The sequence below is a fragment of the Sinosporangium album genome (assembly GCF_900100605.1).
Taxonomy (GTDB): Bacteria; Actinomycetota; Actinomycetes; order Streptosporangiales; family Streptosporangiaceae; genus Sinosporangium; species Sinosporangium album.
Genome location: NZ_FNCN01000013.1, coordinates 128,929 through 153,133, shown reverse-complemented (window position 1 = coordinate 153,133; position 24,205 = coordinate 128,929). Strand labels below are relative to the sequence as shown.

General features: G+C 67.5%; 22 protein-coding genes, 1 tRNA gene and 1 pseudogene. 9 read left to right on the top strand and 15 right to left on the bottom strand.

The features are described from left to right. Nucleotides 1-329: 329 nt before the first annotated feature. From BLQ73_RS16095 to BLQ73_RS16085, 3 genes are all read left to right on the top strand, one after another. Nucleotides 330-1,610 (top strand): cation:proton antiporter, encoded by a 1,281-nt coding sequence (locus tag BLQ73_RS16095; RefSeq protein ID WP_245691116.1) that lies wholly within the window; start codon nucleotides 330-332, stop codon nucleotides 1,608-1,610. Between the two features lie 177 nt (nucleotides 1,611-1,787). Then, nucleotides 1,788-2,156 (top strand): hypothetical protein, encoded by a 369-nt coding sequence (locus BLQ73_RS16090; protein ID WP_093171266.1) that lies wholly within the window; start codon nucleotides 1,788-1,790, stop codon nucleotides 2,154-2,156. Nucleotides 2,157-2,385: 229 nt separating this feature from the next. Continuing rightward, on the top strand, nucleotides 2,386-2,925 hold the full coding sequence (locus tag BLQ73_RS16085) for a glyoxalase superfamily protein (RefSeq protein WP_093171265.1): 540 nt from the start codon (nucleotides 2,386-2,388) through the stop codon (nucleotides 2,923-2,925). Between the two features lie 175 nt (nucleotides 2,926-3,100). Here the strand turns inward: BLQ73_RS16085 and BLQ73_RS16080 are convergent, their stop codons facing one another. The 4 genes from BLQ73_RS16080 to BLQ73_RS32470 form a co-directional block, all read right to left on the bottom strand. Beyond that, entirely contained in the window at nucleotides 3,101-5,101 is a 2,001-nt protein-coding gene (locus BLQ73_RS16080) for a hypothetical protein (protein WP_093171264.1), read from the bottom strand. Further along, nucleotides 5,098-6,240: a 5'-methylthioadenosine/S-adenosylhomocysteine nucleosidase family protein gene (locus BLQ73_RS16075; protein ID WP_245691126.1), complete on the bottom strand. Its 1,143-nt coding sequence runs from the start codon at nucleotides 6,238-6,240 to the stop codon at nucleotides 5,098-5,100. Before BLQ73_RS16075 ends, BLQ73_RS16080 begins: the two co-directional genes overlap by 4 nt. Nucleotides 6,241-6,284: 44 nt before the next feature. Next, entirely contained in the window at nucleotides 6,285-7,022 is a 738-nt protein-coding gene (locus tag BLQ73_RS16070; RefSeq protein ID WP_093171262.1) for an NUDIX hydrolase, read from the bottom strand. 176 nt (nucleotides 7,023-7,198) lie between these two features. Continuing rightward, nucleotides 7,199-7,477, bottom strand: coding sequence for a hypothetical protein (locus BLQ73_RS32470; RefSeq protein WP_176955470.1), 279 nt, complete (start codon nucleotides 7,475-7,477; stop codon nucleotides 7,199-7,201). Between the two features lie 9 nt (nucleotides 7,478-7,486). Between BLQ73_RS32470 and BLQ73_RS16065 the strand changes: the two are divergent. Continuing rightward, a pseudogene (locus BLQ73_RS16065) lies at nucleotides 7,487-7,606 on the top strand (DUF2399 domain-containing protein); the annotation flags it as partial. A gap of 86 nt (nucleotides 7,607-7,692) precedes the next feature. Here BLQ73_RS16065 and BLQ73_RS16060 read toward each other — a convergent pair. After that, on the bottom strand, nucleotides 7,693-8,094 hold the full coding sequence (locus tag BLQ73_RS16060) for a DUF6119 family protein (RefSeq protein ID WP_275936293.1): 402 nt from the start codon (nucleotides 8,092-8,094) through the stop codon (nucleotides 7,693-7,695). A gap of 17 nt (nucleotides 8,095-8,111) precedes the next feature. On the opposite strand from BLQ73_RS16060, the gene BLQ73_RS16055 reads away from it, so the two are divergent. The 3 genes from BLQ73_RS16055 to BLQ73_RS16050 all read left to right on the top strand — a co-directional run bounded on the left by BLQ73_RS16055 (nucleotide 8,112) and on the right by BLQ73_RS16050 (nucleotide 10,300). Next, a complete protein-coding gene (locus BLQ73_RS16055) occupies nucleotides 8,112-9,131 on the top strand; it encodes a protein kinase family protein (protein WP_218125881.1) in 1,020 nt (339 codons plus the stop codon). 101 nt (nucleotides 9,132-9,232) lie between these two features. Then, nucleotides 9,233-9,382, top strand: coding sequence for a hypothetical protein (locus tag BLQ73_RS32465; RefSeq protein WP_176955482.1), 150 nt, complete (start codon nucleotides 9,233-9,235; stop codon nucleotides 9,380-9,382). A 15-nt stretch (nucleotides 9,383-9,397) separates the two neighbouring features. Continuing rightward, nucleotides 9,398-10,300, top strand: coding sequence for a phosphotransferase family protein (locus tag BLQ73_RS16050; protein WP_176955481.1), 903 nt, complete (start codon nucleotides 9,398-9,400; stop codon nucleotides 10,298-10,300). Nucleotides 10,301-10,642: 342 nt separating this feature from the next. Here BLQ73_RS16050 and BLQ73_RS16045 read toward each other — a convergent pair whose 3' ends face one another. The 9 genes from BLQ73_RS16045 to BLQ73_RS16010 form a co-directional block, all read right to left on the bottom strand. Further along, nucleotides 10,643-11,131 (bottom strand): GNAT family N-acetyltransferase, encoded by a 489-nt coding sequence (locus BLQ73_RS16045; protein WP_093171258.1) that lies wholly within the window; start codon nucleotides 11,129-11,131, stop codon nucleotides 10,643-10,645. Nucleotides 11,132-11,254: 123 nt separating this feature from the next. Further along, a complete protein-coding gene (locus tag BLQ73_RS16040; RefSeq protein WP_093171257.1) occupies nucleotides 11,255-14,128 on the bottom strand; it encodes an NHLP bacteriocin export ABC transporter permease/ATPase subunit in 2,874 nt (957 codons plus the stop codon). A gap of 119 nt (nucleotides 14,129-14,247) precedes the next feature. Next, nucleotides 14,248-16,470, bottom strand: a complete 2,223-nt coding sequence (locus tag BLQ73_RS16035) for an NHLP family bacteriocin export ABC transporter peptidase/permease/ATPase subunit (protein WP_093171256.1) — start codon at nucleotides 16,468-16,470, stop codon at nucleotides 14,248-14,250. After that, nucleotides 16,470-17,276 carry a biotin/lipoyl-containing protein gene (locus tag BLQ73_RS16030; protein WP_093171255.1) on the bottom strand — a complete coding sequence of 269 codons (807 nt, stop codon included), beginning with the start codon at nucleotides 17,274-17,276 and terminating at the stop codon, nucleotides 16,470-16,472. The genes BLQ73_RS16035 and BLQ73_RS16030 overlap by 1 nt, the downstream gene beginning before the upstream one ends. A 154-nt stretch (nucleotides 17,277-17,430) precedes the next feature. Beyond that, nucleotides 17,431-17,670 (bottom strand): hypothetical protein, encoded by a 240-nt coding sequence (locus BLQ73_RS31385; protein ID WP_143020290.1) that lies wholly within the window; start codon nucleotides 17,668-17,670, stop codon nucleotides 17,431-17,433. 172 nt (nucleotides 17,671-17,842) lie between these two features. Continuing rightward, nucleotides 17,843-19,438 (bottom strand): class I SAM-dependent methyltransferase, encoded by a 1,596-nt coding sequence (locus BLQ73_RS16025; RefSeq protein ID WP_093171254.1) that lies wholly within the window; start codon nucleotides 19,436-19,438, stop codon nucleotides 17,843-17,845. A gap of 23 nt (nucleotides 19,439-19,461) precedes the next feature. Beyond that, nucleotides 19,462-20,136 (bottom strand): helix-turn-helix transcriptional regulator, encoded by a 675-nt coding sequence (locus BLQ73_RS16020; RefSeq protein ID WP_093171253.1) that lies wholly within the window; start codon nucleotides 20,134-20,136, stop codon nucleotides 19,462-19,464. Nucleotides 20,137-20,297: 161 nt separating this feature from the next. Further along, nucleotides 20,298-20,374 (bottom strand) — tRNA-Lys (locus BLQ73_RS16015). Nucleotides 20,375-20,915: 541 nt separating this feature from the next. Continuing rightward, nucleotides 20,916-21,197: a hypothetical protein gene (locus BLQ73_RS16010; protein ID WP_245691115.1), complete on the bottom strand. Its 282-nt coding sequence runs from the start codon at nucleotides 21,195-21,197 to the stop codon at nucleotides 20,916-20,918. Nucleotides 21,198-21,667: 470 nt separating this feature from the next. Between BLQ73_RS16010 and BLQ73_RS16005 the strand changes: the two genes are divergently transcribed. Further along, entirely contained in the window at nucleotides 21,668-22,036 is a 369-nt protein-coding gene (locus BLQ73_RS16005) for a phage holin family protein (protein ID WP_093171323.1), read from the top strand. Here the strand turns inward: BLQ73_RS16005 and BLQ73_RS16000 are convergent. Beyond that, nucleotides 22,023-23,036, bottom strand: coding sequence for a LacI family DNA-binding transcriptional regulator (locus BLQ73_RS16000; RefSeq protein ID WP_245691114.1), 1,014 nt, complete (start codon nucleotides 23,034-23,036; stop codon nucleotides 22,023-22,025). The two genes, BLQ73_RS16005 and BLQ73_RS16000, sit on opposite strands and share 14 nt — an antisense overlap. Before the next feature lie 127 nt (nucleotides 23,037-23,163). Here BLQ73_RS16000 and BLQ73_RS15995 point away from each other — a divergent pair, with 127 nt between their 5' ends. Further along, nucleotides 23,164-24,132 (top strand): amidohydrolase family protein, encoded by a 969-nt coding sequence (locus tag BLQ73_RS15995; RefSeq protein ID WP_093171250.1) that lies wholly within the window; start codon nucleotides 23,164-23,166, stop codon nucleotides 24,130-24,132. Nucleotides 24,133-24,205: the final 73 nt, after the last annotated feature.

Genomic DNA, 24,205 nt, shown 5'->3' with positions numbered 1-24,205 from the left:
AAATTGAAATGTCAGCGTAACCCCCGACAAAGCCATCACTCATCCTGATAAGCGGAAGTCATCGCAGTTCAGAGCGCCAACGGTGATTCCCCCACGCCGCCCATTCACCGCGCCCTACGTACAGCACTATGTACAGCCCTACGTACAGCACTATGTACATCCGACGCGGCACGTGCCCATACTGACAATCGACACGCCCCGAATTCCCGCCCCCCTTCCTACGTGCCCCGGCACGCCCATGCGGGAAATCAAGCGTCGATTCACGAACGGCACTGGCACGCCACGGGGGAATAAATACGATGCCCGTCGCTCCGCTCGCTTCACATGACTTGCTGATATTCCTACTCCAAGTTGGAATTCTCCTTCTCCTCGCCCGCTTTCTCGGCCATCTCGCCGCCCGGTTCTCCATGCCCGCCGTCATCGGCGAACTACTCGCGGGAGTGATCCTCGGCCCCTCCCTGTTCGGCTGGATCACCCCCGACCTCGCCCGGTGGCTCCTCCCCAACGAACCGGCCCAGATGCACCTCCTCGACGCCGTCGGCCAGATCGCCGTACTCCTCCTCGTCGGACTGACCGGCATCGAAATGGACCTCGCCCTCCTGCGCCGACGCGGCGGCACCGCGCTCCGGGTCAGCGTGGCGGGACTCGTCATCCCGCTCATCCTGGGAATCGCCCTCGGCTACCCGCTCGCCCGGCTCGTCGGCGTCGCCCCAGAAGGCACCCAGGTGTTCGCGCTCTTCCTCGGCGTGGCCATGTGCGTGAGCGCGATCCCGGTCATCGCCAAGACCCTCATGGACATGAACCTCATCCACCGCAACGTCGGCCAGCTCACCCTCGCCGCGGGCATGGTCGACGACGCCGTCGGATGGTTCCTGCTGTCGGTCGTCTCCGCCATGGCCATGGGCAGCGTCACAGGCGCCGGCATCGCCGTCTCGGCACTCAGCCTCGTGCTGGTCGCGGTCGTCGCCGTCCTCATCGGCCGCCCGCTCGTCGGCCGGATCCTGCGGCTGAGCGGACGCTCCGACCAGGGCACCGTCGCCGCCACCACCATCATGATCCTTCTCAGCGGAGCCGCGACCCACGCCCTCGGCCTGGAGGCCATCCTGGGCGCCTTCATCTGCGGCATCCTCATCGGATCCAGCAGAGCGTTCACCCGGGCCCGCATCTCCGCCCTGCGCACCGTCGTCGTCGCGTTCCTCGCACCGCTCTTCTTCGCCATGGCCGGCCTGCGCATCGACCTCACCGCCCTCGCCGAGCCCGCCGTACTCGCCGCCGCCGCACTCGTGCTCCTCATCGCCATCGCCGGCAAATTCGCCGGCGCCTACATCGGCGGCCGGATGAGCAGACTCACCCACTGGGAATCGCTCGCCCTCGGCGCCGGCATGAACGCCCGCGGCGTCATCGAAGTGATCGTCGCGATGGTCGGACTGCGCCTCGGCGTCCTCGACACCGACACCTACACCATCATCGTCCTCGTCGCGGTGGTCACCTCCCTGATGGCGCCGCCCATCCTGCGAGCCACCATGCGCAAAGTCGAATACACCGCCGACGAGCAGCTCCGACTCCACGACCGTACGGCGACGCCCGTCTCGCCGGCGGAACGCGACTGACCCGGCTCCCGCCGTACGGCACCGCCCCGCGAGCGCGTCGCGTAGTCGGCCGACCGCGAACGGCTATCGACACGGACTGTCATAGCCTGGATACTCTTTGTGTCAAACCCCACCTGTCACACCGGTCACAACGCTGCCTGTGGAGCGGGCTGGGGCGAAACCGAAGAAGGAGTAGCAATGCAGCTCACCCGCGCAACTCTCGCCGTCATCGCCGTCGGCGCCTTCCTCGCGACGACCGGTCCGGCCAGCGCCACCCCGGCCACCTCCGCCGACAGGCACTCCCCCGCCGCCGACCGCATGTCCGCCGCCCCGCCCGGCTACCAGATCGTCACCCTGCCCAACGCCAACGTCCCCAACTTCCAACGCCGCACCGTCTACTGCCCCGGCTCCAAACGCGTCCTCGGCGGCGGCGCCGAAGCCCGCGGCAGCAGCGCCATCCTCGTCGGCTCCTTCCCCACCTCCGACGGGCGCGGCTGGATCGGCCTCGGCCGCCAGCAGAACGCCGACAACGTCGGCATCAGCGTCTTCGCCATCTGCGCCGACTGACCCCCGCCGACATGTGGGCACCCCACCACCGCGAGGGTGCCCATGTCGTGTCATAGCCCACCCCCACAGATCGTGGTAGCGTCGCGGAAGGGCCGACGCAGCCCGCCGCTTGCACCCGCCACGGGATGGTGAATGCGTCCACGTTCACACTGATCCGGTTCGCGTTCACGGCGAAGGAATCAGCAACGCAAGCACTGATGAAGGCTTCGCCGGAAAACAGGACCCGGACATGCGCACATTCCGCGACGCCAAGGCGATGGCGAAATCCCTCCGCACCGAAATGGCCGCCCGAGGCGTGCCCCTCTCCCACAGCGAAGCGCTGGAAATCGTCGCCCGCCAGTTCGGCCTCGACAACTACAACATCCTCGCCGCCCGCCTCCGCGACGCCGGCGAATCCGCCGTACGGCTCAACCCCGCCGTCCCCGTGCTGCGCATCTTCTCCCTCGACAAAGCCAAGGAGTTCTACCTGGACTTCCTCGGCTTCACCGTCGACTGGGAACACCGCTACGCCGACGACATGCCCGCCTACATCGCGATCTCGCGCGATGGCCTCACCCTGCACCTCAGCGAACACCACGGAGACGGCAGCCCCGGCGCCACCGTCTTCGTGCCCATCACCGGCATCGAGGCGTTCCACCGCGACCTGTCCGCCAAGCGCTACCCCTACGCCCGCCCCGGCCTCGACGAAGACCCCTGGCAGGCCCGATCCGTCACCGTCATCGATCCCTTCGGCAACACCCTCCGCTTCAGCGAGCCGAAGGACCTTTGAGGCTTCAAACGCCCTCTCAGAATTCGGTTCGCCCAACGGCATCGCAGGACGGGTCAGTTATCCGCCTCTGGGGACCACTCATCGGCGAATGCCTCGATCTGCTCAATATCCTTCTGGATAGCGTTAGCCGCCTGAATGCGCTTGATGTATTCGTCGTCCAGGTGCGAGAGGTCGGTCAGAAGAACATTCCACGAGTGGTCGCCGCGAGGTCGTCCAGGCTCCCCTGCTCCCGCGCGCGTTCGTTGTTGATCCACTCTTTTCCTTCGGCGGCGACACCTTCAAGGACGTGGAGGGTGTTTCCCAGCCCCGCCGCGTCGAGCGTCACCTGTGACGCGGTCGGCGTGTCCGCTTCCAGCTCGACGACGTCCGCCGGCGGGCCAGTCATCTCAAGCTTCATCGACTGGCCGTCCATCAGCGTCAGCTCCAGGCTCTTGTGTCCGTCGTCCGCCTCGGCGACTCGCACCGCGGCGACGGCGTCGTAGCGGTAGTTGGTCCGCCCCCGGTCGTGGAACGTGGCCTTCTCGAAGTCGAGCTCCGCGGTCACCTGCCGCACCCCGTCCGCGGTGAGCAGGAAAATCAACAGCTTGTATCTCGAATAGCGCCACGGCCCTTGGGGGACGCGTCCCCGGTCGTAGCGCGCCCCAGGCGCTTCGATGAACGCGTGCGCCACGATGTCGCGCGGGCTCAGCTTGTAGTGACGCATCGCCTCGTCCATCAGCGCCTTGCGGTCGCAATCGAGCCAATGGGCCATCTCCGCGTCACTGGGCCTGTCCGCGAGCTTGTCCTTCCACCGCTGGAGAGCCGCCTCGCGCCCAACCTTCAGTCGGCTGAGCTCGGCCTGCTCGGCGTCGAACCTCCTGCGTTCCGCGACAATGCGTGTCCAGCCGCTGACGCCGGCACACCCCGCCACGACGGCGATGAACATGGCGGCGATGACGGTCACCGGTCTGACGTGCAGCCCGCTCCAGGTCGCGATCGCCCCGCCCATCGAGGTCGCGGCGAATCCAAGGGTGAAGAGCATCTTTGTGGACGCCGGAACCCTCAACTGGTCGCGGTAGGCCCACAAGGTGCCGTTCACCCACCTGTTTCTCACATCGCTCGCGTGATATCTGGTGAGCCAGGCGACCCGCTCCGCGCCGATGCGGCTCTCGCGATACAGAGAGACCACCTCGTCGCGCAGAGTCTGCCGAATGCCCGCCGTGTGGGAGAGCCAGTCCGACCGGCTCACCCCCTCCGGAAGATATCTCCCGAAGTAGTAATCGAACTGCCGGTCGATCCTGCTCGCGAAGCCGCGCTGCGGCGCAGGAAGCGTGCGCCGCACTCCGGAGAGGTGTTCCCGGTCCTTGGCCTGGCGCCGATAGGTCAAGGTCTTCCATTCCGCGCCTGCCCACACGCACGTATGACAACCAGCGGCCATGAGCAGCATGGCGAACGCTGTCGCCGGCCAGGCGTGCTGCCAGGAGAAGCCGACGACAGCAAGCACCGACACCAGCGCCACCGCCATGGCCGCCGCCGATCGGATCCAATCGCCTGTCGTGCTCGCGACCGGACGCGGAGCGCGCACCCGCGCCTCCATCGGCTTGGGCTGGAAGAACTTCCAGACCCTGTCCAGACGTCGGCCGTCGCACCGGTCTTTCCTCGCCGACTCGAACGCGCGGATCCAGAGCCCGTCCTGCACGGGGCCGCTCAGAAACATCTCCAGATGCCGGAGAATCTCGTCTCGCTGTGCGGCGTCCAACGCTGCGAGCTCTTCGTCGATGATGTGAGGATCGACGTCTTCCTTCTGAAGGACGATCAGAAGGCGGTCGATCATCCTAAGCCCGTCGGTCCAGCGGTCGGCGCTCCTACCGGCGATCCTTCCCCGGACAGAGCGCAGCACGGAGAAGTCCTCCTTCGACACCTGCTGCAGGGTCCGCCCGCTGAGCAGGGCGAGCAGCAGGTAATAGCAGGAGCGGCTCGTCACATAGCCGTCGACCACGGCCTCGGTGATGTGCTCCCGCGCCTTCTCCGGCACCCCGCCGTGCAGATAGCGGACCCCCACCTCGAACTTCTCGTGCGGGGAGGCGTTAGGCGAAACGGTGTAGACATTGACGTCCCCATGGACCGCTTCCGCCTGAACGCCCACGGTGGCGAAGTCGCCCGCGACGTTGGTCGGACCGAAGCTCGGGTCTCTCATAACTCGCCCCGAACCGCGGCGATGACCGATGTCACCGCCGCCGCCAGGCCGACCACATCCAGCAGCAGACCGCGCAGCCTCTTGAGCGCGACCAGAGCCCTGTCCTTACCGGACTTCGCGCTCGCCCCCAAGGACTCGGCGACGACGATCATCTCCTCCTCCGCGGCCGCACAGGTAGCGTCGTCCACTTCCCCGGACGCATGCGCCTTTGCGAGCCTGTCGCGGAGATCGGCCAACTGCGCGGCCCAGTCGAGAACGGCCTCCGGCTGATGTCCGATCGACACATTGCCGTAGATGCGCCCGGCCTGCACACCCACGCGCGCGTATCCGTCGGCGACGTTCCTGACGCTCTCCGTCATCGTTTCGCCCTCCGCCTTTCCCGCCACCCCGGCGGACCGGCCATCGTGTGGTTCCCGTGCCAGTTCTTCGGCGAGGGCGGTGGCGAACGCGGCGGCGTTCGCCACCGCGTCCGCCTGCCACCCCCTGCCGTCGGTGGCCACCTTGGTGCCGTCGGCCCGATCGCTGATGCCACGCACCACGACCACCGGCAGTGACCTGTTCAGATGGCCGGCCTGCGCCACACCGGCCGCCTCCATCTCGATCGCCAACGCGTCGTTGTAGGTCTGGCGGACCCACTGAGCATGAGCGGAGATCGCGGAATCCTGCACGACCTCACCGGCCGCGATCGGTCCGAAACGCACACCTGGTACGGCTGCGCCGTCGGCGAGCCGCCGGGTCCAGGAACCGCTCCGGTAGAGGTGGCGCGCGATCTGATCCGGCGCATGCGAGATCTCCCACACGCGCGGGCGCGCCTTGAATCCGTCGTCCTCGCTGGTGCCCCCGTGGTAGGCGTACACATGGGTCGCCACCACCACATCGCCCAAACCGATGTCAGGCCAGAGAGCACCGGCGATGCCCACGAACAGCAGCGCGAACGGATCGAACTCATTGATGGCCCGCTCAGCGATCACCGCCGCGGGCTGGTTTCCCTTTCCGACCAGTCCCAGAACCGCTCGGCACCTGCCGTCCGCAAACTCACCGACCTCGAATCGCGTACCGGCGCGGTGGCGATGAAGTCGCGGCTCGGCCAGATACTTCCGAACGGCCTGATACTCCAGATCCAGCGCTGTGAGAATCACGATGGGGCGTTCGTTCAAGAGTTCACGCCTCCCGTAGGCATGATCTAGGCTGCCGGGCCCTCCGGGTCTTCACATACGGCTTGGGCCGTGCGGACCATCGGAGGATGCAGCACGTGAAGCGGACCCGCCGTAAAAAGGCGGGCGGGGCGACCGTTCTCTGTTCGTCGTGTGGGGCCGACCGCCACGATGAAACCGCGGGCACTCTGAACCTTGCGGTAGAAGTTCCGGGGATCGAGCTTGACCCCCCACACCGCCTCGTAGACCTGCTGGAGCTCCGAGATCGTGAAGGTGTCACCGCAGAACGCCGTCGCGAGCGGCGAATGCTCCAGCTTGGCGCGGGCACGTTCCACGCCGTCCACCAGGATTCGCCGGTGGTCGAACGCCAGCTCCACACCTGCGGACAACACCTGCTCCACGGGTTTCCAGCACGCCCCGGCCGCATCCGTGCCGGCCACCGGCTCCGGCAGACGCGGCGCGATCGCCAAATAGGCCACCGACACCACCCGCCCACGCGGATCGCGCCCCGGCTCGCCGTACACCCCCAAGGTCTCCAGATGCGGCGCATCCAGCAGCCCGGCCTCTTCCGACAGCTCCCGCCGGGCCGCTGCCGTGATGTCCTCCCCCTGATCGCGGAGGAAGCCTCCCGGCAGGGCCAGAGCTCCCAGATAGGGCTCGACTCCACGTTCGACGAGCAGGACATGCAAGGACGCGCCACGCAAGGTCAGGATCACCAAGTCGACTGCGAGCAGCACACTCGGCGGCTTCCAATGGTCGTCATCCACACGCCCACCCTAGCTTCTTGTCAGACTGACAGGAACCCCTGAACCGGGCGACTTTCATTCTGTTGACAAGGCGTGCGGGCGTCCTTAAAAGGAGATCCCCTCCTCGGTCCCCGCCACCGAAGGACGGGGGAGCGTGTCTCGGCTGGTGGCTCTTGGCGTCCTGCGTTGGCGCGGAATCACCCGAGCAGCTGAAGGACCCTGTCGGCCTGGCATTCCAGGGTGCCGACAGGGTTGTGGGGCGTCGCCGGTCCATCGGGGCCGAGTTGCAGGAACCATCCCAGCGCGATCAGGCGGCGGAAATCGCGCACCCGTTCGGCCTCTCCCGCCTGGCGATCGCCGAAAGGTGGGAGGCCGACCTCCCACGGGCGCGCCGCGACAGCCAGGACCTGGCGAAGCGGCGCAGCGAAAGCGTCACCGAGCTGGAACGGCTCACCCTGCGCCAGCTCCGGCGGCACGACGCCGCCATGCCCGCGGGAGCCGTACGGCTATGCGAAAACCCCGTCGTCGTCGCAGCGGCGGCCGACCAACTCGGCGCCGACTGCGCACCGCTGCTGTGCGTCAACGGCCGCCCGTCCGCCGCTGTCTGGCGGCTGCTGGACCTGCTCGCCCAAGGCGGCAGCCGCTTCGCCTACCACGGTGACGTACAAGCTGCGCGACGGGTTGGCGACCGTCAGGAAGACGCGTCTGCCCGTCCCTCTGACGTGACCATCCCAGTGACCGAGGTCCGGGAGATGGAGACGATCTCCACGCGCACGCCCATCCCCTCCAGAGCGGTCACCGCGTGCAGCAGCGAGACCTTCGCGAATGCGAACAGGGAAGCCGGGGTCAGCGGCACCCCGTCCTTGAGCAGGATGCCGTAAACCAGGGTCAGCGACCTGAACGTTCTATCCAGAGGGTGGCCCGGGGCGAGCCTGTCGACCTTGGCAAGGAACTTCTCCTGGGCCTCGGGGTCGAAGCGCAGGGTTTCCATGGCGACCCGGCCCTGCGCGAAGAGGTGGTTCAGCTCGGCGGTCGCTTCGGCCTTCTTCACGCAGATGAACTGGCATCGCGATCCTGCGCGGTGCGGGGGCACTTCCAAGGCTCACCCAGGTGGACCGGACCATCGGCACCCCACCGTACATGTCGCCAGAGCAGTCCATCAGCCAGGCCGTGGCCTCCGCCTCGGACGTCTACTCGCTCGGCTGCCTGCTGTTCGAGCTGCTCACCGGTGACGTGCCGTTCCACGGCACCACCGACAGACCTATGCGCTTCCACCACCTCCAGACGGCGGCACCGTCGGTACGGGCGCGCCGCCCGGACATCCCGGCGGAACTCGATGCGCTGGTGTCGTCGATGATGGCGAAGCAGCCGGCGGCTCGGCCCTCGGCGGAGGCCGTCTACGAGGAACTCCTCCCGTTCGTCACAGTGCCGGGCGGACCAGACGGTGGGGCGGGGAACTTCGACGAGAACCGTGACCCGACCCGTCCATTCCGGCGGCCACTACTGACTCCGGCCAAGCGTCAGGAGCGGGGCACCTGCCAGGACAAGCTCACCGAAGACGAATTCGAGGAGTTGCGAGCCAACGTCCAGGTCCTCCTGGAGAACGACCATCCATCCGAGGCAATCCGTCTCCTAGAGGACGGCGTCGCCCGTGCCGAGGACTCGTTCCTGGACTTGCGGCTGCGGCACTTCCTGGCCGCCGCGCTGTTCTACGCCGGGGAGTACACTCGGGCGGCCTCGCTGTTCGACGTCGTCGGACGTGACTACCGCAAGCGTCTTTCCCAGAACGACTTCTACGTCCTCGACTGCTCATATCACGCAGGTCACGCATACGCCGAGATCGGCAAGCCGGACAAGGCCCTGCCCCACCTGCGTTTCTACGTGGGCAACGCCGTCAACGCCAACCCCGCAGCGGACGACGACACTGCAGAGCGGATCCGAGAATCACGCTTCGTCATCGCGCAGATGCTCGCGGCGTCCGGATACCTGGACGAAGCGATAGCGGAATTCGAAGCCGTCCGTCCGCTTCTGACGGAGGCGTTCGGCACGGGCTCGATCCAGATACGGAATCTCGACAAGCAGATCGGGCGACTGAGATCAGTCCAAGGAGAGCCACTCTTCCTCGAATGATGTCCGGCTGTTTCTAGGAGCCGTCATCCTTTGGCTCTGGGGAGCCAGTCGAGTGTGCCCTGGATGAGAGCTTCTTCGGCACGGCGCTCGGTGGGCGGCTCGTGCACGGTTGCCAGTCCGTCCCGAACCAGACCGGCGGCGCGGTCGTCCCCTACGGTGCTCCGCTGGAGCGGTTCCGCGCCGAGCTGTCCGCCATGAAGGACAGTTGGATCGCGGCCGTCGAAGCCTGCCGCGTCCCCACCGCTCGATAAGGAAGGCCAAGGATCTTGGACACCATCGAGGTAGACGCCCTGCTCGCCCGGCTGCTGGACGACCTCGGACAGGGGCCGGCCGAACGCGAGGAGGTCCGTGTCTGGGCACGCTCGGGCGTGGAACGCCTTCACCTGGCCGACGGCACCTCGGTGGTGTTCAAGTACGCCGAAGGCCCCTTCGCCGCCGAACATCACGCCCTGGCCGTCGCCGAAGACGGCGGCCTGCCCGTCCCCGCACGCCTCGCGATCTCCCACCCACCCGAGCTGCTGGGAATGCTGCTGATCGACCTCGGTCCGACGGAGCGCGAGGCGACCGATGCCGAAGGAGCGGCTCTGGCCGTCCGCGTCCACGCCGTCACCGACACCAAGGACCTGCCGGTCCTCGATGAGCAGGGACTCGCGGCGATGCCCGAGAAGATCCGCACACGCCTCACCCGGCATGACCGAGGCAGGAGTGACCTCGGCCTCCTCACCGAGACAGCGCACGCTCTCACGAAAGTGGCCGACGCCCGCGCCGCCAGAGCCGAACTCGCACCGTTCGGCCTCTGCCACTCCGAATGGCACCCGACCTCGATCTACGTCACCGAGAACGAAACATACCTGCTCGACTTCGCCCGAGCCTTCCGCGGGCCGGGCCTTCTCGACCTGGCATCTTGGCACGGCACAATCGACGCTCCCGACCCGGCCAAGCTCAGCGAGCTCATCACCTCCTACATCGCCGCAGGCGGCCCCGAGGAGGCAGCGGCCGGCCGGGGCGGCTTGAGCCCGGCCCGCTGGGCTCTCGGCTGGCACCGCGTCTGGGTGGCCGACTGGTTCACCCAACAGCTCACGATCGGGTGGGCCGAAGGAGCCGAAGACGCATGGATCTCCGCGATCTCCCGCCACCTCACCGAAGCCGCACTCCTCCTGCGAGCCTGACCGTCCGCGACCGGTTCGAATGGACCCGCGCCGCAGGCATCGGCCCTCCGCCGACAGTCTTCGGCGATGTGGAGGGCAGGCAGGTTGTCGAACTCGGTTGCGGCAGCGGACACAACCTCGCCCACCTCACCGCCTGCCACCACGCCATAGCGGTCGGCATCGACCACGACCCCATCAAGGTCCAGCGTGCCCGAACGTTCTACGGAGAAGGGCAAGCAGGTGGGTGTGGACCGTACCACCGAGGCGTTGCTGATGCTGAAGCACCTCACCTCGACAATGGCAGGCTCTGGCTGCCACGGGGCGGCAGGCTCCCGGACGAGGGGAGGCGTCTGCTGGCGGCCGTCACTTCAAGCGCTGATACATGATGTGCAAGCCGACGAGGCCCTCGTCTGGGTGCTCGAACGCTTCGGGAACGGTGCCGATCACATCGAAGCCGAGGGAACGCCAGAGGTGGACGGCTCGGTGGTTCGACTCGACCACCGCGTTGAACTGGATGCCGTGGAACCCTTCGGCGCGGCACCAGTCGAGCACGTGCCGCCCCAGAGCCCGGCCTATGCCCCTCCCCTGGTGCCCGGGATCGACCAGGAAAGACGCGGTCGCCACATGCGAGCCCCGTCCGGGCCGGTTGGGGCCCATTTTGGCCGAGCCGACGATGGCACCGTCGCCGACCGCGACGACGGTTGTCCCCGGTGCCTGTTCCATCCACCACGGCCGGGCCTCTTCGAGGGTCTGCCCCTCCGGAAAGGGATAGGTCCTCCCTTCCGCCATGACCGCGGAGTAAAAGGGATAGATCTCCGGCCAGTCCTGATGGGTGGCATCCCTGATAATCACCCCGTAACGTTAGCCCGCTGCCCCATGGCCGTCCCAACAGGATTTTGATCTTCTCTGTCCGGTCGGCCAGTCCAGACGTGTCCACGGCCGAACAATGCCGCGCGGTCCAGGACCCATCGCCGGTCAGATCTCCTGCGAGCGGGCGAGGCGGTGAAACAGGCCATCCCGTTGGGACATGAGTTCGGCGGGGGTTCCCGTCTGCACGATCCGTCCAGCGGACAGAACGATGACACGGTCGGCTTGCGCGATGGTGGACAGGCGGTGTGCGATAACCACACGTGTCGCTTTCAGTCTGCGGGTGCTCTCCGCGACGATCGCCTGGGTCTCGTTGTCGAGGGCGCTGGTCGCCTCGTCGAAGAAGAGGATCTTCGGGCGCCGGATCAGGGCCTGTGCGATCATGAGCCGTTGACGCTGGCCACCGGACAGCGCTGGGGCGCCTTCGCCTAACAGGGTGTGCATGCCCATGGGCATTCGCTTGATGTCCTGGTCCAGACCGGCCGCCACGGCGGCGGCCCACGCCTCGTCGACGGAGTACGATTCGGTGCCGCAGATGTTGCTCATGATTGTGCCGGCGAACGGCTGGGCGTGTTGCAGGACGACTCCGCACTGCCGCCGGACCTCCGTGAGGTCGAGCTGATCGAGGTCGATGCCGTCGTAACGCACCGAGCCCGAGGTCGGTTTCTCGAAGCCGATGAGCAGCCGCAGCAGCGTTGACTTGCCGCACCCGGTGAGACCGACGACAGCGACGAATTCACCGGCATTGATCTTCACTGTGACGTCGTCCAGGACAATCGGGCCTTGCTCGGCGTATTTAAAGGAGACGTTCACGAGTTCGATATCGCCGGAGAGCGTCTCAGGTATGGTGCTCGCCTCGGAGACTTCGGGCAGTTCAGCCAGGAGCGGCTTGACCTTCTCAAAGATCGGATACACGTCCCCGGTCGAGGAGATGGCACTCGTCACCTGCGTCATCGCCGTCAGCATGGTGGTGAACGCCATGAGGAAGGTGAGGAAATCACCCAGGGACATGGTCTGGGCGGCCGGTCCGGCGAGCAGCAGGAACAGCACGAACGTGCCGGCCGGAACGGATACCGTGTTGATCACCGTGATGATGATCTGACCGCGCTCCACCTTGCGGGAGAGCTCACGGCTCTCGCTGAAAGCGGCTGCCCACCGGGCGTAGGCGTGGGCCTCCGCGCCCGCCATCCGCAGTTTGGGCAGTCCGCGCAAGGTCTGGAACGCCTGATCGGAAAGCCCGTACTCCACGTCGACCAGTCTGCGCTGCCACCGCAGGTGCCGCATGGTGACGGCGGCGAAGGCGGCGGCATGAACCGTCACCAGTGCCACCGCCACGAGGCCCAGCGGACCGCTGTAGACGATGAGGAGAACGAGGTTGACCAGCGCGAGTATGGTGGCGTTCACTACGACAGCGGCGACGCCGGTCAGCCGCGCCCGGATGGTGTTGATCCCCAGTGCCGCGTTGGCGAGTTCGCCGGTGGAGTACCTCGCGAAGAAGGACGTGGGCAGTCGCAGCAATCGGTCCCACACCGCGGCTTGGAGGGTGGCGTCCAGCCGGCCTTCGAGCCGAAGCATCGCCACTGAGTTGACGATTCCGAAAGCGGTCGCCACGACGCCGGTCATGAGCAGTGCCAGGCACACCTGCACCACCAGGTCGGTGCGGGCCGACGGGACGTACTCGCCGAGTATCTCTCCGGTCAGGACGGGGATTCCCAGACCCAGTCCGAACGCCACGAGCCCGCCAAGCAGAAAGCGGGCCAGATCCATTCCGCTTCCTCGCAGGCCGAACCATAACAATTGGACGCCGCCGATGCGGCGGTGCGGCAGGGGCGGGGAGAACATGACCGCGTCGGAGCACAGCTCCCGCGACATCTGTTCGGTGACCCGTTGGCGACGACCGTCCGGGTGGACGATGTCGTAGCCGCCTCGCCGCCACAGCAGGGCGACAGGGCATCCGTCCTCCGTCTGATAGGCGAGCAGCGGCCCGGCGTCTTCCCGCCACCACGAGTCGGCCAGACGCACTGGGCGGGTACGGATGCGCGAGGCCGCGGCGATCCTGGTGACCGGATCCACGCGGCTGTGTGCCGATCCGGGGGGCGGCGGCCGGACGTCCGTGACGCCGATCGCCCGGGCTACCACCCTGCAGATCGCCAGGGCGGTGTCGACGTCACCGGCCGCGGCGCCCTGGCGGCGTCGGGACGCCGACAGGGCGGCGTCGCGCAGGATCGAGGCCGCCTGCTGCATCGCGCCCTCACTGGCCTGACGGCCTGCCTTGGCGCGTTCCTCGGCGGTTCGGCGTTTCCGCTCGGCCCACCGGTCCAGGGTGATCATGAACTCGGCGTGGTGGCGTACGAGGTATTCCCACAGGACGCCGTCCGCCAGCAGTTCACCAGTCCGGCGCAGGGTCAGCTCGGTGTCGGAGACCGCGTTGATCCGGTCGCCCGCGGTCAGGGCGAGCACGTCACCGGCCATCTGCTCCCGGTGCCCGCCGGCGCCCGCCGGACGGATCCGGCCGGAGTCGATCATCGCCCACATCACGCCATTCCCAACACGGGCGACGTCGTTCGCGGCCAGCCGTACCGTCGGCCCGGCACCGAATACAATCGGTGTCTCGCCGGAAGCTTCGGACTCGACCCAGTCGTGCAGCAGCGTGATTCCGTGGTCCAGCGCCTGTACCAAGGTGTGCCAGTCGTGCGGTCCGGGGTGCGAACCGGCGCCTCCAATGTGCCGGTACTGCGCCTGCGCAAGTTGCGACAGAGGCACTCGGCGCAACCTGCAGCCCGCCTCTGGACGCGCCGCCAGCATGTGCCGCGTCTGGCGGGCTGAGCCGAGAATCACGGTGCCGGCCTTTGCCCGGCCGACGAAGTGCCATGGCCCATGCCGTACGGAGTCGACGACGAAAAGATCTGCCGGCGCTCCGACGATCACCCACAGGGTTCGGCCCCCGCTCAGCATGACATGACCGGCGTCACCGGCTTCCACCGCCTCCCCAAGCGCGGCGGGAAACCAGCGCTCGTCAGGGGGACCGGTATGGCCGGGCTCCCGGCCGGAGCGCTCTCTCCGGGCGTGGTACAGGGGAATAGTGTCATCCCGATCACCGCTCACGGTCGGCTCTCCCGAATCAGAGCCGCGTAGGCGCCACCGCGGTTCGCGAGCTCGTCATGCGTGCCGCGTTCGACGATCCGGCCATCGGCGAGAACGAGGATCTCGTCACTTCCGCGGACTGTGCTGAGCCGGTGGGCGATGACGACGCAGGCACAGCCGCGCCGGCGAAGCCTCTCGATGATGCGCGTCTCCGTCTCCGCGTCAAGGGCGCTGGTCGCCTCGTCGAGGATCAGCAGGCTGGGCATCCGGACGAAGGCCCGGGCGAGCTCCAGGCGTTGCCGCTGCCCTCCGGAGAAGTTACGCCCATCCTGCTCAACGCGGCTGTGGATGCCGCCGGGCCTGGCGGCGACGACCTCGTCAAGCTGGGCCTCCCGCAGCGCTTCCATGACGGCCTCGTCCGGGATGGACGGATCCCACAGGGTGACGTTGTCGCGTACGGTGCCCTGGAACAGATGGATCTCCTGATCGACGAACGCCACCGACGCGGTGAGCAGATCTTTGCTCACATGGGCCTGGGGCCGTCCGTCGAACAGGATCCGGCCCTCCCACGGGTCGTGGAAGCCCGCGATGAGCCGGCTGACAGTGGATTTGCCGCTTCCCGACCCGCCGACGAGGGCGATCTGCTTCCCGGGGTGGACCTTGAACGACAGCTCTCGCACTTGCGGTGGGGCAAGGGGGCTGTAGCCGAAGGTGACATTGTCGAAGCGGAGGTAACCGGTCAGGCGCTGTGAGATGTCGGACGAAGGCTGGTGGAAGACGTCGGCCTGCTCGATCGTCTCGACGTCACGAAGCCAGGCGAGGTCGGCGGACGTGTCCTGCATCTTGGGCACCAGGTTGATCAGCTCACCGACCGGCCGACTGAAATTCACGAGCAATGCCTGGAACGCCACCAGCGCTCCAATGGCGATCTGGCCTTCGATGGCCCGGAGTCCGCCGAGCAGCAGAACCGCCACGGCGGTCAGGGTGGTGAGAAGCAGTCCGGCGGCCGACAGGACGGCTGCGGGGAACGACGCCCGCTGTTGCTGGGTCAGGAGCGCGGCCTGCCGGTCACCCCATCGGCGGAAGTAACCGTGTTCGCCCCCGGTGGCCTTCATGGTCTCGATGAGCTGCAGCCCGCTGTAGGCGGTGGCATACAGCTTCGACCGTTCCACCCGCAGCCGCGCGGAGGCGTTCTGCCGCATCCGCACCACCGCGTACACCAGGGCGATGTTGAGCAGTGATGTCGAGACTCCGGCCACCGTGAGCAGCGGATCGTAGACCCACAGTAGCGCGACGTAGGAGCACACCACGATCGCGCCGGTGACGGCGGACGAGATGGTGCGGGTGAGTGCCTCTGAGACCGTGTGGTTCATGCCCAGCCGCTCTGCGATGTCCGCTGGGCTGCGCTGATCGAAGAAGCTGACGGGCAGACGTAGCAGACGGTGCATGAACCGGGCGCTGTGTACGGTGGACACATATGTCTCCACCCCCAGAAGCTGAGTCTGCTCGACCTTTATCAGCAGCGCCGTGAGCAGGATCATCCCCGCCATGAAGGTGAAGAACGGCACGATCGGGCCTGCGATACCGGCCATCAGGATGGAGTCGACGAAGCCCCGGATGAGCGCCGGAAAGCCCATGCTGACGCCGGCCAGAAGCAGGCTTGCCAGCAGGGCCGCCGCCAGCGCGGGGTAGGCGCCCACGAGACGGCTCCGGACATCCCGCCAACCTGAGAACCGCCGACCGCCGGGGTGGAAATGGGGGCCCGGGCGGAAGGTCAGCACGACACCGGTGAAGCCGTCGCTGAACTCCTGCGGTGTCAGCACCCGACGGCCTTGGGCGGGATCGTTCAGGCGCACCACCGTCTTGCCCAGACGGCGCCCGTACCCCTCCCAGACGACGTAGTGGTTGAACTCCCAGAACAGGATCGCGGGCGGCGGTAGCGCGGCGAGCGCCCCGAGGCTCATCTGCTTGCCCTGGGCCTCAAGGCCCAATGTGCGAGCGGCCCGCACGAGCTGCCCTGCCTTGGACCCGTCGCGTGACACTCCGCACAGCACACGGAGGTGCTGGAGACTGACGTGGCGGCGGAAGTGGGCGAGCACCATGGCGAGTGAGGCCGCCCCGCATTCCACAGGGTCCATCTGCAGCACTGTCGGGGTCCGCACCGGACGGTGCGCACCGATGGGGCCGTTCGGGCGAGCCGTAGGGCGGCGGAGGCCGCGCAGGCGCCTCGCGAAGGTCATCACGGCAGAATCCAGTCGATCGGACGTATGTCGGGTTTATGGATCGCTCCGTGGACCGTGGTGCGTGCGCGCGGGGCGGACGGCGGTCCGGATGCCGTGGACCAGACATAACCACTGGCCGTGACAGGTGATCGCTCCAGCTCCACCGTCACGCGCCGGACAGGGCCGGCAGGGCTGAGGAGTTCCGCCAGGCCGTCGTCACCCACAAACGCAGCCACCTCCTTACGGGTCCAGAGGGTGGAGTCGACGGCGGCAACACGGCCTCGGAGAACGCCGTGCGACATGACGGCGGCCGACTTCACGGTCAGGTCGACCCGCTGGCCGTCCTGTACGGCCATCGCCTCGGTGGTCGGCACGAAGAGCACTGCCACCAGGCGGTCTGCGGGGCCACCGGTGTATTCCGCCACGGCCAGCGTCTCGCCGGTGCGCACGACCTGACCGTGCCGGACCGGCACGGAGAAAACACGTCCCGCGACGGGTGCCTGCACCGTTGTCTCCAGGCGTCCGTTGCGGACGGCGGCGACCCGGCCGCCCGGCCGCACCTTGTCGCCTGGCTTCACGAAGATGTCGGTGATCTGACCGGCGTCGACCGCCTGCACGGGAAAGCTGCCGCGGGGCGACGTCAGGAGCCCTTGGCCGCTGACGGACATGCGCAGGCTGCCGGTGAACGCCCAGACGACGCCTGCGGCGACGACGGCGACAGCGGCAGCCAGAATCAGCCAGGTATACGGACGGGTCAGACGTACGGGTAGATCAAGGACCTCCGGCGTCTGGTGGCGCTCCATCGCCTCGCTGCGGAACTGCATCGTCGTGGGTCCTTCTCTACGGAGGCGCCGGCGCGCGGACTCGTCGCACCCCCGCCGCACCACGCCAGGCGTTTGCCGAGTAGCGCGACGGAGGCCGAATCACAGTCGACGAATAACGCGCCCACTCGTGTTTACCGAGCGGGCGCATTATTCATCAGATGAGGCGTCCCGCCGCGTCGCGCGCGCGCTTCTCCAGCTTCCCCGTGTACGAGCTGCCGTAGGCGCCGTTGATCGCATCGAGCTCGTCATCGGAAAGCGACGTCTCGGCGACGTCCTTCCACTCATCTTTCGGCTGCTTCGCTTCCGCCGACATGGCGACTCTCCTTTCCAGCCGACGGCTCTCACCGCCCGGCTTAATTTCATGGACACGGTCGAGAATAATCAGGAACGACATGAATGGCATATCAAAGAGTCAAATCTGCCCTTTTGGGCATCGCGTTCTGCCCCATGGGGTCTGAAAAGACTCTTCGCTTTCTCTTTCTCCATACAGACGGTTTCCATGCACACGCGATAAGCAACTCGCCACCCCAGGAATAAATCAGACATCTCCACCTGCCGCTGTCGCCTCACTCCCCGGCGAGGACACGAAGGCGGCGCCACACCGGAACCCGGCTGTCCCGGATGGCATGCAGAATGTCGACCGCTTCGGCCCGCGTCACCTCCGAGCTACGTTTGACAGCGTTACCGGAGATCTCAACTTGAATGTCGCAATCGTGCAGCCGTGCCAGCACACGTTCCACTGTGTCGGCCCCCAGGCCGGGATCGTCTCCGGTGAGCGCAAGATAGACCTGGGCCTGGATGAAATTGAGCGGGACCCCACTGCTGATCACCGGTGACGCCAGTGCGTAATGCGCGCTCTGAGGGGCGGCGGTCTGCGCCCGCTCGGCCAGGACGCGGTTCAGCCGCCAGGCGGGCTCCGCCGAGTTCGCCTGGGCAGATCGCAGATACGGACTCGTCCAGCCCTCGGCGGTCAGCCGTTCACCGAAAGCCACCACGGCGGCCATGCTCAAGCCGGAGAACGCGGGCACCTGAGCGATCTCGGTGAAGGTCATGGGCCGCTGCTCAAGAGCATCGAGCAGTGGGTTGAGGAGACGGCTTGAGACAGTGTGCAGATGCATCGCTCCGCGGCGTTCCGTCAGGCACAGCCCCACCTCGTCGCACCATTCCCCCCGCTCGCGCGGGGACAGCCTCCGCGGCTGACGCACGTAGACATCCTCCCGGAACTGGGTGTCGTCGAGGAAGTCGGCAACGACCTCCCGCAACGCGCGGTCGGTGATTCCCTCGAACAGCTTCCGCTGCTCTGGCGTGCGCCGCAGGGGACGTACGGGACTCACCGATCCGGCGAACTCCAGCCCCGCACCCGCCACCGCCCGCGCGACATCCGTGTGAAAGAGCGCCTGCCAGCCCCTGTTTATGAATTCGTGCGCGACATACCCATCCGCCCACTGGCCGAAGGAGTCGAGCCGGGGACGCAGGGCGGCTTCGTGTGATGAGAAGAACCGACCGTCGGCGTGGACGAGCCGGTCGACCCATTCCCGTGTCGCGGACAGGCGGTGCAGGACCCCGCCGTCCAAGGCTTCCGAATACTCCAGGATGAGCCGCTGCAGGGGCGCTGACACGGCCCAGCCCGGCATGGCGTTGTAGTTGATGTAGACGACGCCGCCCGGCTTGACGTGGCGGTCCAGAATGGTGAGCACGTGTTCGCGCTGCTCGGCGTCGACCCAGGAGTAGACGCCGCTCAGCGCGACGTAGTCGAACGCGGGCAGGGCCACCTTCCCCTCTGCGAGATCGGCGAAGCCGCACTCTAGAAACGACGCGTTGGTCAGGCCTGCCGCCCGGATCATCTGGGTGCCGGCGGCGATGTGCCGCGGATTGAAGTCCGTCCCGACGAACCGTCCCTCGGGATTGGCCGCGGCGAGCACCGCCGTGGTCATCCCTGCGCCCGCGCCGAGCTCTAGATACGTGAAACCGGGTTCGGGCCGCACGGCATCGAATCCGGCAAGGCGGCACAGGCTACTGAGCAGGAGCGGGCTCATCTGCGAGTGGAAGTAGTCGGGATAGTCGATGTCCGTGACATAACCGGTGTCTGTTATGACGCCTCCTCCAAGGAACGCGGATCGTGGTACGGCGGACGGCACGACGGCACGACGGCACGACGGCACGACGGCACGACGGCACGATCACCTCACTCGATCAGGCCGGTGCGCATCGCGTGCGCGACCGCGTGGGTGCGGTTGCGCAGGTTCAGTCGGTGGGTGATGTTGTACATGATGCTCTTGACGGTCCGCGTGGAGCAGCGAAGCTGCTCGGCGATCTCGGTGGTGTCCAGCCCTTCGGCCACCAACTGCAGGATCTCGATCTCGCGTTCGGTGAGTCCGCTCACCCAGGTGAAGGTCGGCTCGCGCGAGGTGCGCTGCAGCCGGTGCAGGTGCTCCAGGAGGCCGCCGGCCAGTTGGGGTGGCATGAGGCCGTCGCCGGCGGCCACCGCGGTCACGCCGCGTATCAGCAGTTCAGCGGTCATGGCTCGGCGCGGCAAGACGGCCATGACCTGGTAGCGCACGACGGTGAGCATGTCGTCGGGTGACAGCCGGTCAGTGATCAAGATGACCGGTGCCCCGAGGTCACGGGCAGCCCGCCTGAGGATCCCGTGGTTCTCCGCCATCTTTCCGGCGGCCGCGACCACGGTCACGTCGGCGCGCTCTCGGGAGCTGTCGGACAGCACGATCACATGGGCCGCCGCGTGCAGGAGAGCAGTCAGTCCGGCATGGCTGAGCAGGTCATCCGTCCGTACGGCGACGCGGAGGTGGTCTGCTTCATAGGCAGGGTCTCCTTCTTGGAGACCACCCGCTGACTTCGGCATTGATAGATCATCAGAGGTCGGCCCACGCCGATACAACCCCGCACGCTACCAGGAAGGTGGTACAGCAGGTACTACCTTCGTGGCTCACGCGGGGACGCCCTCACCACAAGCTCAAGACGCAAAAAACCCCAGGTCGAACCCATCGACCTGGGGTTTGTCGTTGGTGCGCCGCCAGGGACTCGAACCCCGGACCCGCTGATTAAGAGTCAGCTGCTCTAACCAACTGAGCTAGCGGCGCCCTTCGATGGCGTAACTCTAGCAGCAGGCGAACACCCCTCGCACATCGGCGAAGCCGGGGGTATGGGGGTGGACAACGCCGAGGCCGGACAGTCCCCCAACTGTCCGGCCCCGACTTGACGCGGCCCTTTCGGTGTCTTCCCCCCTGACACCGACAGGTCCGACTGTGCGGTAGCGGTCCCCCTCCGCATTCCGCACCGAGAAAAGCTTGCGGCTTTGAACCTGGTTCCAACATACAGAGGCGAACACCACGGACTCGTCATGGTGGGGTTGATTTCTCGCCTACACCCGGGCTTGACCTGGTACGCCGGGAGGTGGGAAGGCCCACCGATCATGGAGAGGTGGCGAATGTCCGTGCCTGCAGGGGGTGCCGACCGCGGGAGCGGGGCTGCGGGAGGTGGGCGCCGGGGCCGTACGGCGGGGCGGGATGGGGAAGCCTTTGCCGGCGTCGACGGTCGGCGGCCCGTCGAAACGGGCATCGGCAATCCTTGGGTCAAGTCCCCTACCGCCGGATAAGCCCCGAAACACCCTGAAAAATCCTGTCAAGCGTCGTCGTGTCTACCAAGGTAGTCGATGTACACCGGGCGGAGCGCCTCGCCCAGATGACCTTCCCCGGCCGAGAGGACGTCGCTGAGCAGCGCGGACACCCTGCTCAGGTCGTTGGCCGACTCTCCGCTGTGACCGCTCGCCGCCTCAGCGGCCGGGATGGCCTTCAGAAGGCGCCAGAGGAACCCGAGATCGCCGCGCCGTACCGCGTAGGCCACGGCCCGATCATGCAGTTCCCTGGTCGACAGCGCGGAAAGGTCACGTTCTTTCATTTCCATGGAAACTTCCACCCCCGTGAGCTACCTGCCCCTTCACCTACGATCTCACCCACCTGTGAACAACCGGCGGTGCGGTGGTGCCTACTTTCCGAATGGATGACTACGCGTAGTCACCGCCGGGCAGACTCACGGGGTGTCGCACCCTGATCTTGCCGACTCACTGGGCGGATCCATTCACATCCCGCGTCGGAATCGGGTCTCCACGCGTTCACGCCGGACCTATCAGACTGGCAAGCAGAGGCCGATCGGTGGGGGGTGCGGAAGGTGAACGCGGGCCACGTCGCCACGGGCGCGGTCGCCACCTCGCCCGCAGGGCCACGGGCACGGGCGCGAGAGCGTCGGTGGCCGCCAAGACCGCCGCCGGTGCCGATCCCCCCACCGGCGCCGGTGTTGCAAATGTACTGATCTATCCCCTACCGGCCTGCGATCCTCCGCACGGCCGATCATCGATGTGAGGATGCCCAAGCGTGATCAGATTCATTGTGAAAACCGTGATCGTGGCCGTGGCCCTGTGGGTCGCGACCCAGCTCGTGTCGGGGATCGAGGTGACGGCCTCGACCACGGCCAAGGGCCTCGGCACGCTGCTGGCCGTGGCGTTGATCTTCGGTCTCGTCAACGCCGTGATCAAGCCGATCGTCCAGACCATCGGATGCGCGTTCTACGTGCTCACCCTCGGGTTGTTCGCGCTCATCGTGAACGGGGCCCTGCTGCTGTTCACCAGTTGGATCGCCGAACAGCTCAATCTGCCCTTCCATGTGGACGGTTTCTGGTCGGCCCTCGTCGGCGCGGTCATCGTGGCCGTGGTGAGCTGGATCCTCGACCTGATCATTCCCGGCTGACGGGGCCCGTGGCGTACGCGGGACCGCCCCCGACCGACCCGCGTTCCCTGAGGTCGGGTGCCTGGACGACGCGACGCCGGCGGGTGGTCTGCCCGTCGGCGTCGACGGCCTCCACGACGAGGCGTACGGCGGCGCGCACAATGCCGTCGATGTCCCAGTTGACGCTGGTGAGCCCGGGCGTGAGCAGGGCCGACATCGGATGGTCGTCGTATCCCATGACGGAAAGGTCATCGGGGATGCGCAGGCCGCGCGTGGACGCGGCGGCGTACACGCCGTAGGCGATCGAGTCGGCGAAGCAGAACACCGCGTGGGGCCGCTCGTCCGCGGGCCTGTCGAGGAGGGCGCCGGCGGCCTCGGCCGCCCCGTGCGCCGACTGGGCGGCGGTGACCACGGTGATGTCGAGGCCGAGGCGGCGCGCTTCGGCGGTGACGTGGACGTCGGCCGGCCGGTCGGGGGTGCTGGCCCGGGTCGGTGTGAGTACGGCGATGCGCCGGTGGCCGCGGGCCCGCAGGTGTTCGAGCGCCATCGTCACCCCGGCGCGGTTGTCGAAGACGACCTCCCCTGCGGAGGGCGCTTCCGCCAGGGCGTCGCCGATGGCGACGACCGGCATGCTTTCGCAGAGTTCGCCCCAGTACGGCGAAGCCGGGTCGACCGGCTGCACGATGAGCCCGTCGACGCGCTGGTCGCGGAGCTGGCGCGCCAGCATGTATTCCCGGCGCGGGTCGCCCGCGGCGTCGAGAATGAGCGCGTATCGGTCGTTGTCCCGGAGCCCGCGGCCGATGCCGACGGCGAGGGACTGCTGCCAGAGGTCCTCCAGTGATCCGCAGAGCAGGCCGATCATGCCGGTGCGCCCGCTGGCGAGGGCGCGGGCGATGGGGTCGGCCTCGTAGCCGAGTTCGGCCGCGGCCCGCCGTACACGGGCGATGGTCTCCTCGGAGACCTGCAGGCCGCGCAGCGCGTAGGAGACGGCTGCCGGAGACAGACCGGTGGCCCGCGCCACTTCACGTATGGTCGCTCTTTTTCTCGACGGCATCAGATCAGCGTATGTCGTTCCACACAGGGCGAGATGGATTGCGGATCAACACAATGAGATTAACCTATATTCTCAGTAGGGATTAAGGGGAAGGATGTCATCTGTGGCCGTCGACGTGCACCAGCACCTGTGGACGCCCGCCTTCGTGCGGGCGCTGCGGTCGCGTTCCGCTCCCCCGTTCCTCGGCGGACCGGACGGATGGACGCTCCATCTGCCGGGCGAGCCGCCGTACAAGGTGGATCCCCGCGACCACGACGTGACCCGCCGCGCCGCCCGCAACCGCGGGCTGCGACTGGCCCTGGTGGGGCTGTCGAGCCCGCTCGGAGTGGAATACCTGCCTCCCGAGGAGGCGTGGCCGATTCTCGACGCTTACCACGAGGGGGCCCTGTCGCTGCCGGCGCCCTTCGGGGTGTGGGCGGCGACCTGCCTGAGCGAGCCGGATCCGGCTCGGCTCGCCGCCGACCTCGACCGGGGGGCGGTCGGCCTGCAGCTCCCCGCGACCGCGGTCGCCGACGCCGCCGGCCTGCTGCGGGCGGGGCCGCTGCTGCGCGTGCTGGAGGAGCGCGGGCTGCCGCTGTTCGTGCATCCGGGGCCGGTGGCGGCGCGGGCCGCCGGGGAGCCGGCCTGGTGGCCGGCGCTGGTGCCGTACGTGCAGCAGATGCATGCGGCCTGGCACGCGTTCCTGGCGGTCGGGCGGGCGGAGCATCCGCGGCTGCGGGTGTGCTTCGCGCTGCTCGCGGGGCTCGCGCCGCTGCACTCGGAGCGGCTGATCAACCGCGGCGGGCCCGGGCGGGGCCGCGTGGACCCCGGCGTCTTCGTGGAAACCTCGTCGTATGGGCCCCGGGCGATCGACGCGGTCATCCGCGAACTCGGCGTCGACGTCGTCGTGAACGGCTCCGACGAACCTTATGCCACCGCCCCGGATCCGGGGCTCGGCCGTGCCGCCGAACGCATGATCCGAATCGCCAACCCTCTCCGCCTGCTCGGCCGCGCGGGCGCGGCCGTACGGGCGGGCGCAGAGACTCCGGCCGACATCAGCGCCGGAACCGCGAGAACCAGGTAGTTCCCACGATGGAAGGAGTCGCGTCGATGAACACGAGCCAGGTCCCGGGCATGACATCCTGTGCGCGGCCCTC

Coding starts and splice junctions, on each gene's coding strand:
- BLQ73_RS16090 (WP_093171266.1), top strand. CDS start 1,788: ATGCAGCTCACCCGCGCAACTCTCGCCGTCATCGCCGTCGGCGCCTTC.
- BLQ73_RS16085 (WP_093171265.1), top strand. CDS start 2,386: ATGCGCACATTCCGCGACGCCAAGGCGATGGCGAAATCCCTCCGCACC.
- BLQ73_RS16080 (WP_093171264.1), bottom strand. CDS start 5,101: ATGAGAGACCCGAGCTTCGGTCCGACCAACGTCGCGGGCGACTTCGCC.
- BLQ73_RS16035 (WP_093171256.1), bottom strand. CDS start 16,470: ATGACCTTCGCGAGGCGCCTGCGCGGCCTCCGCCGCCCTACGGCTCGC.
- BLQ73_RS16030 (WP_093171255.1), bottom strand. CDS start 17,276: ATGCAGTTCCGCAGCGAGGCGATGGAGCGCCACCAGACGCCGGAGGTC.
- BLQ73_RS31385 (WP_143020290.1), bottom strand. CDS start 17,670: ATGTCGTTCCTGATTATTCTCGACCGTGTCCATGAAATTAAGCCGGGC.
- BLQ73_RS16020 (WP_093171253.1), bottom strand. CDS start 20,136: ATGCCGAAGTCAGCGGGTGGTCTCCAAGAAGGAGACCCTGCCTATGAA.
- BLQ73_RS16010 (WP_245691115.1), bottom strand. CDS start 21,197: ATGGAAATGAAAGAACGTGACCTTTCCGCGCTGTCGACCAGGGAACTG.
- BLQ73_RS15995 (WP_093171250.1), top strand. CDS start 23,164: ATGTCATCTGTGGCCGTCGACGTGCACCAGCACCTGTGGACGCCCGCC.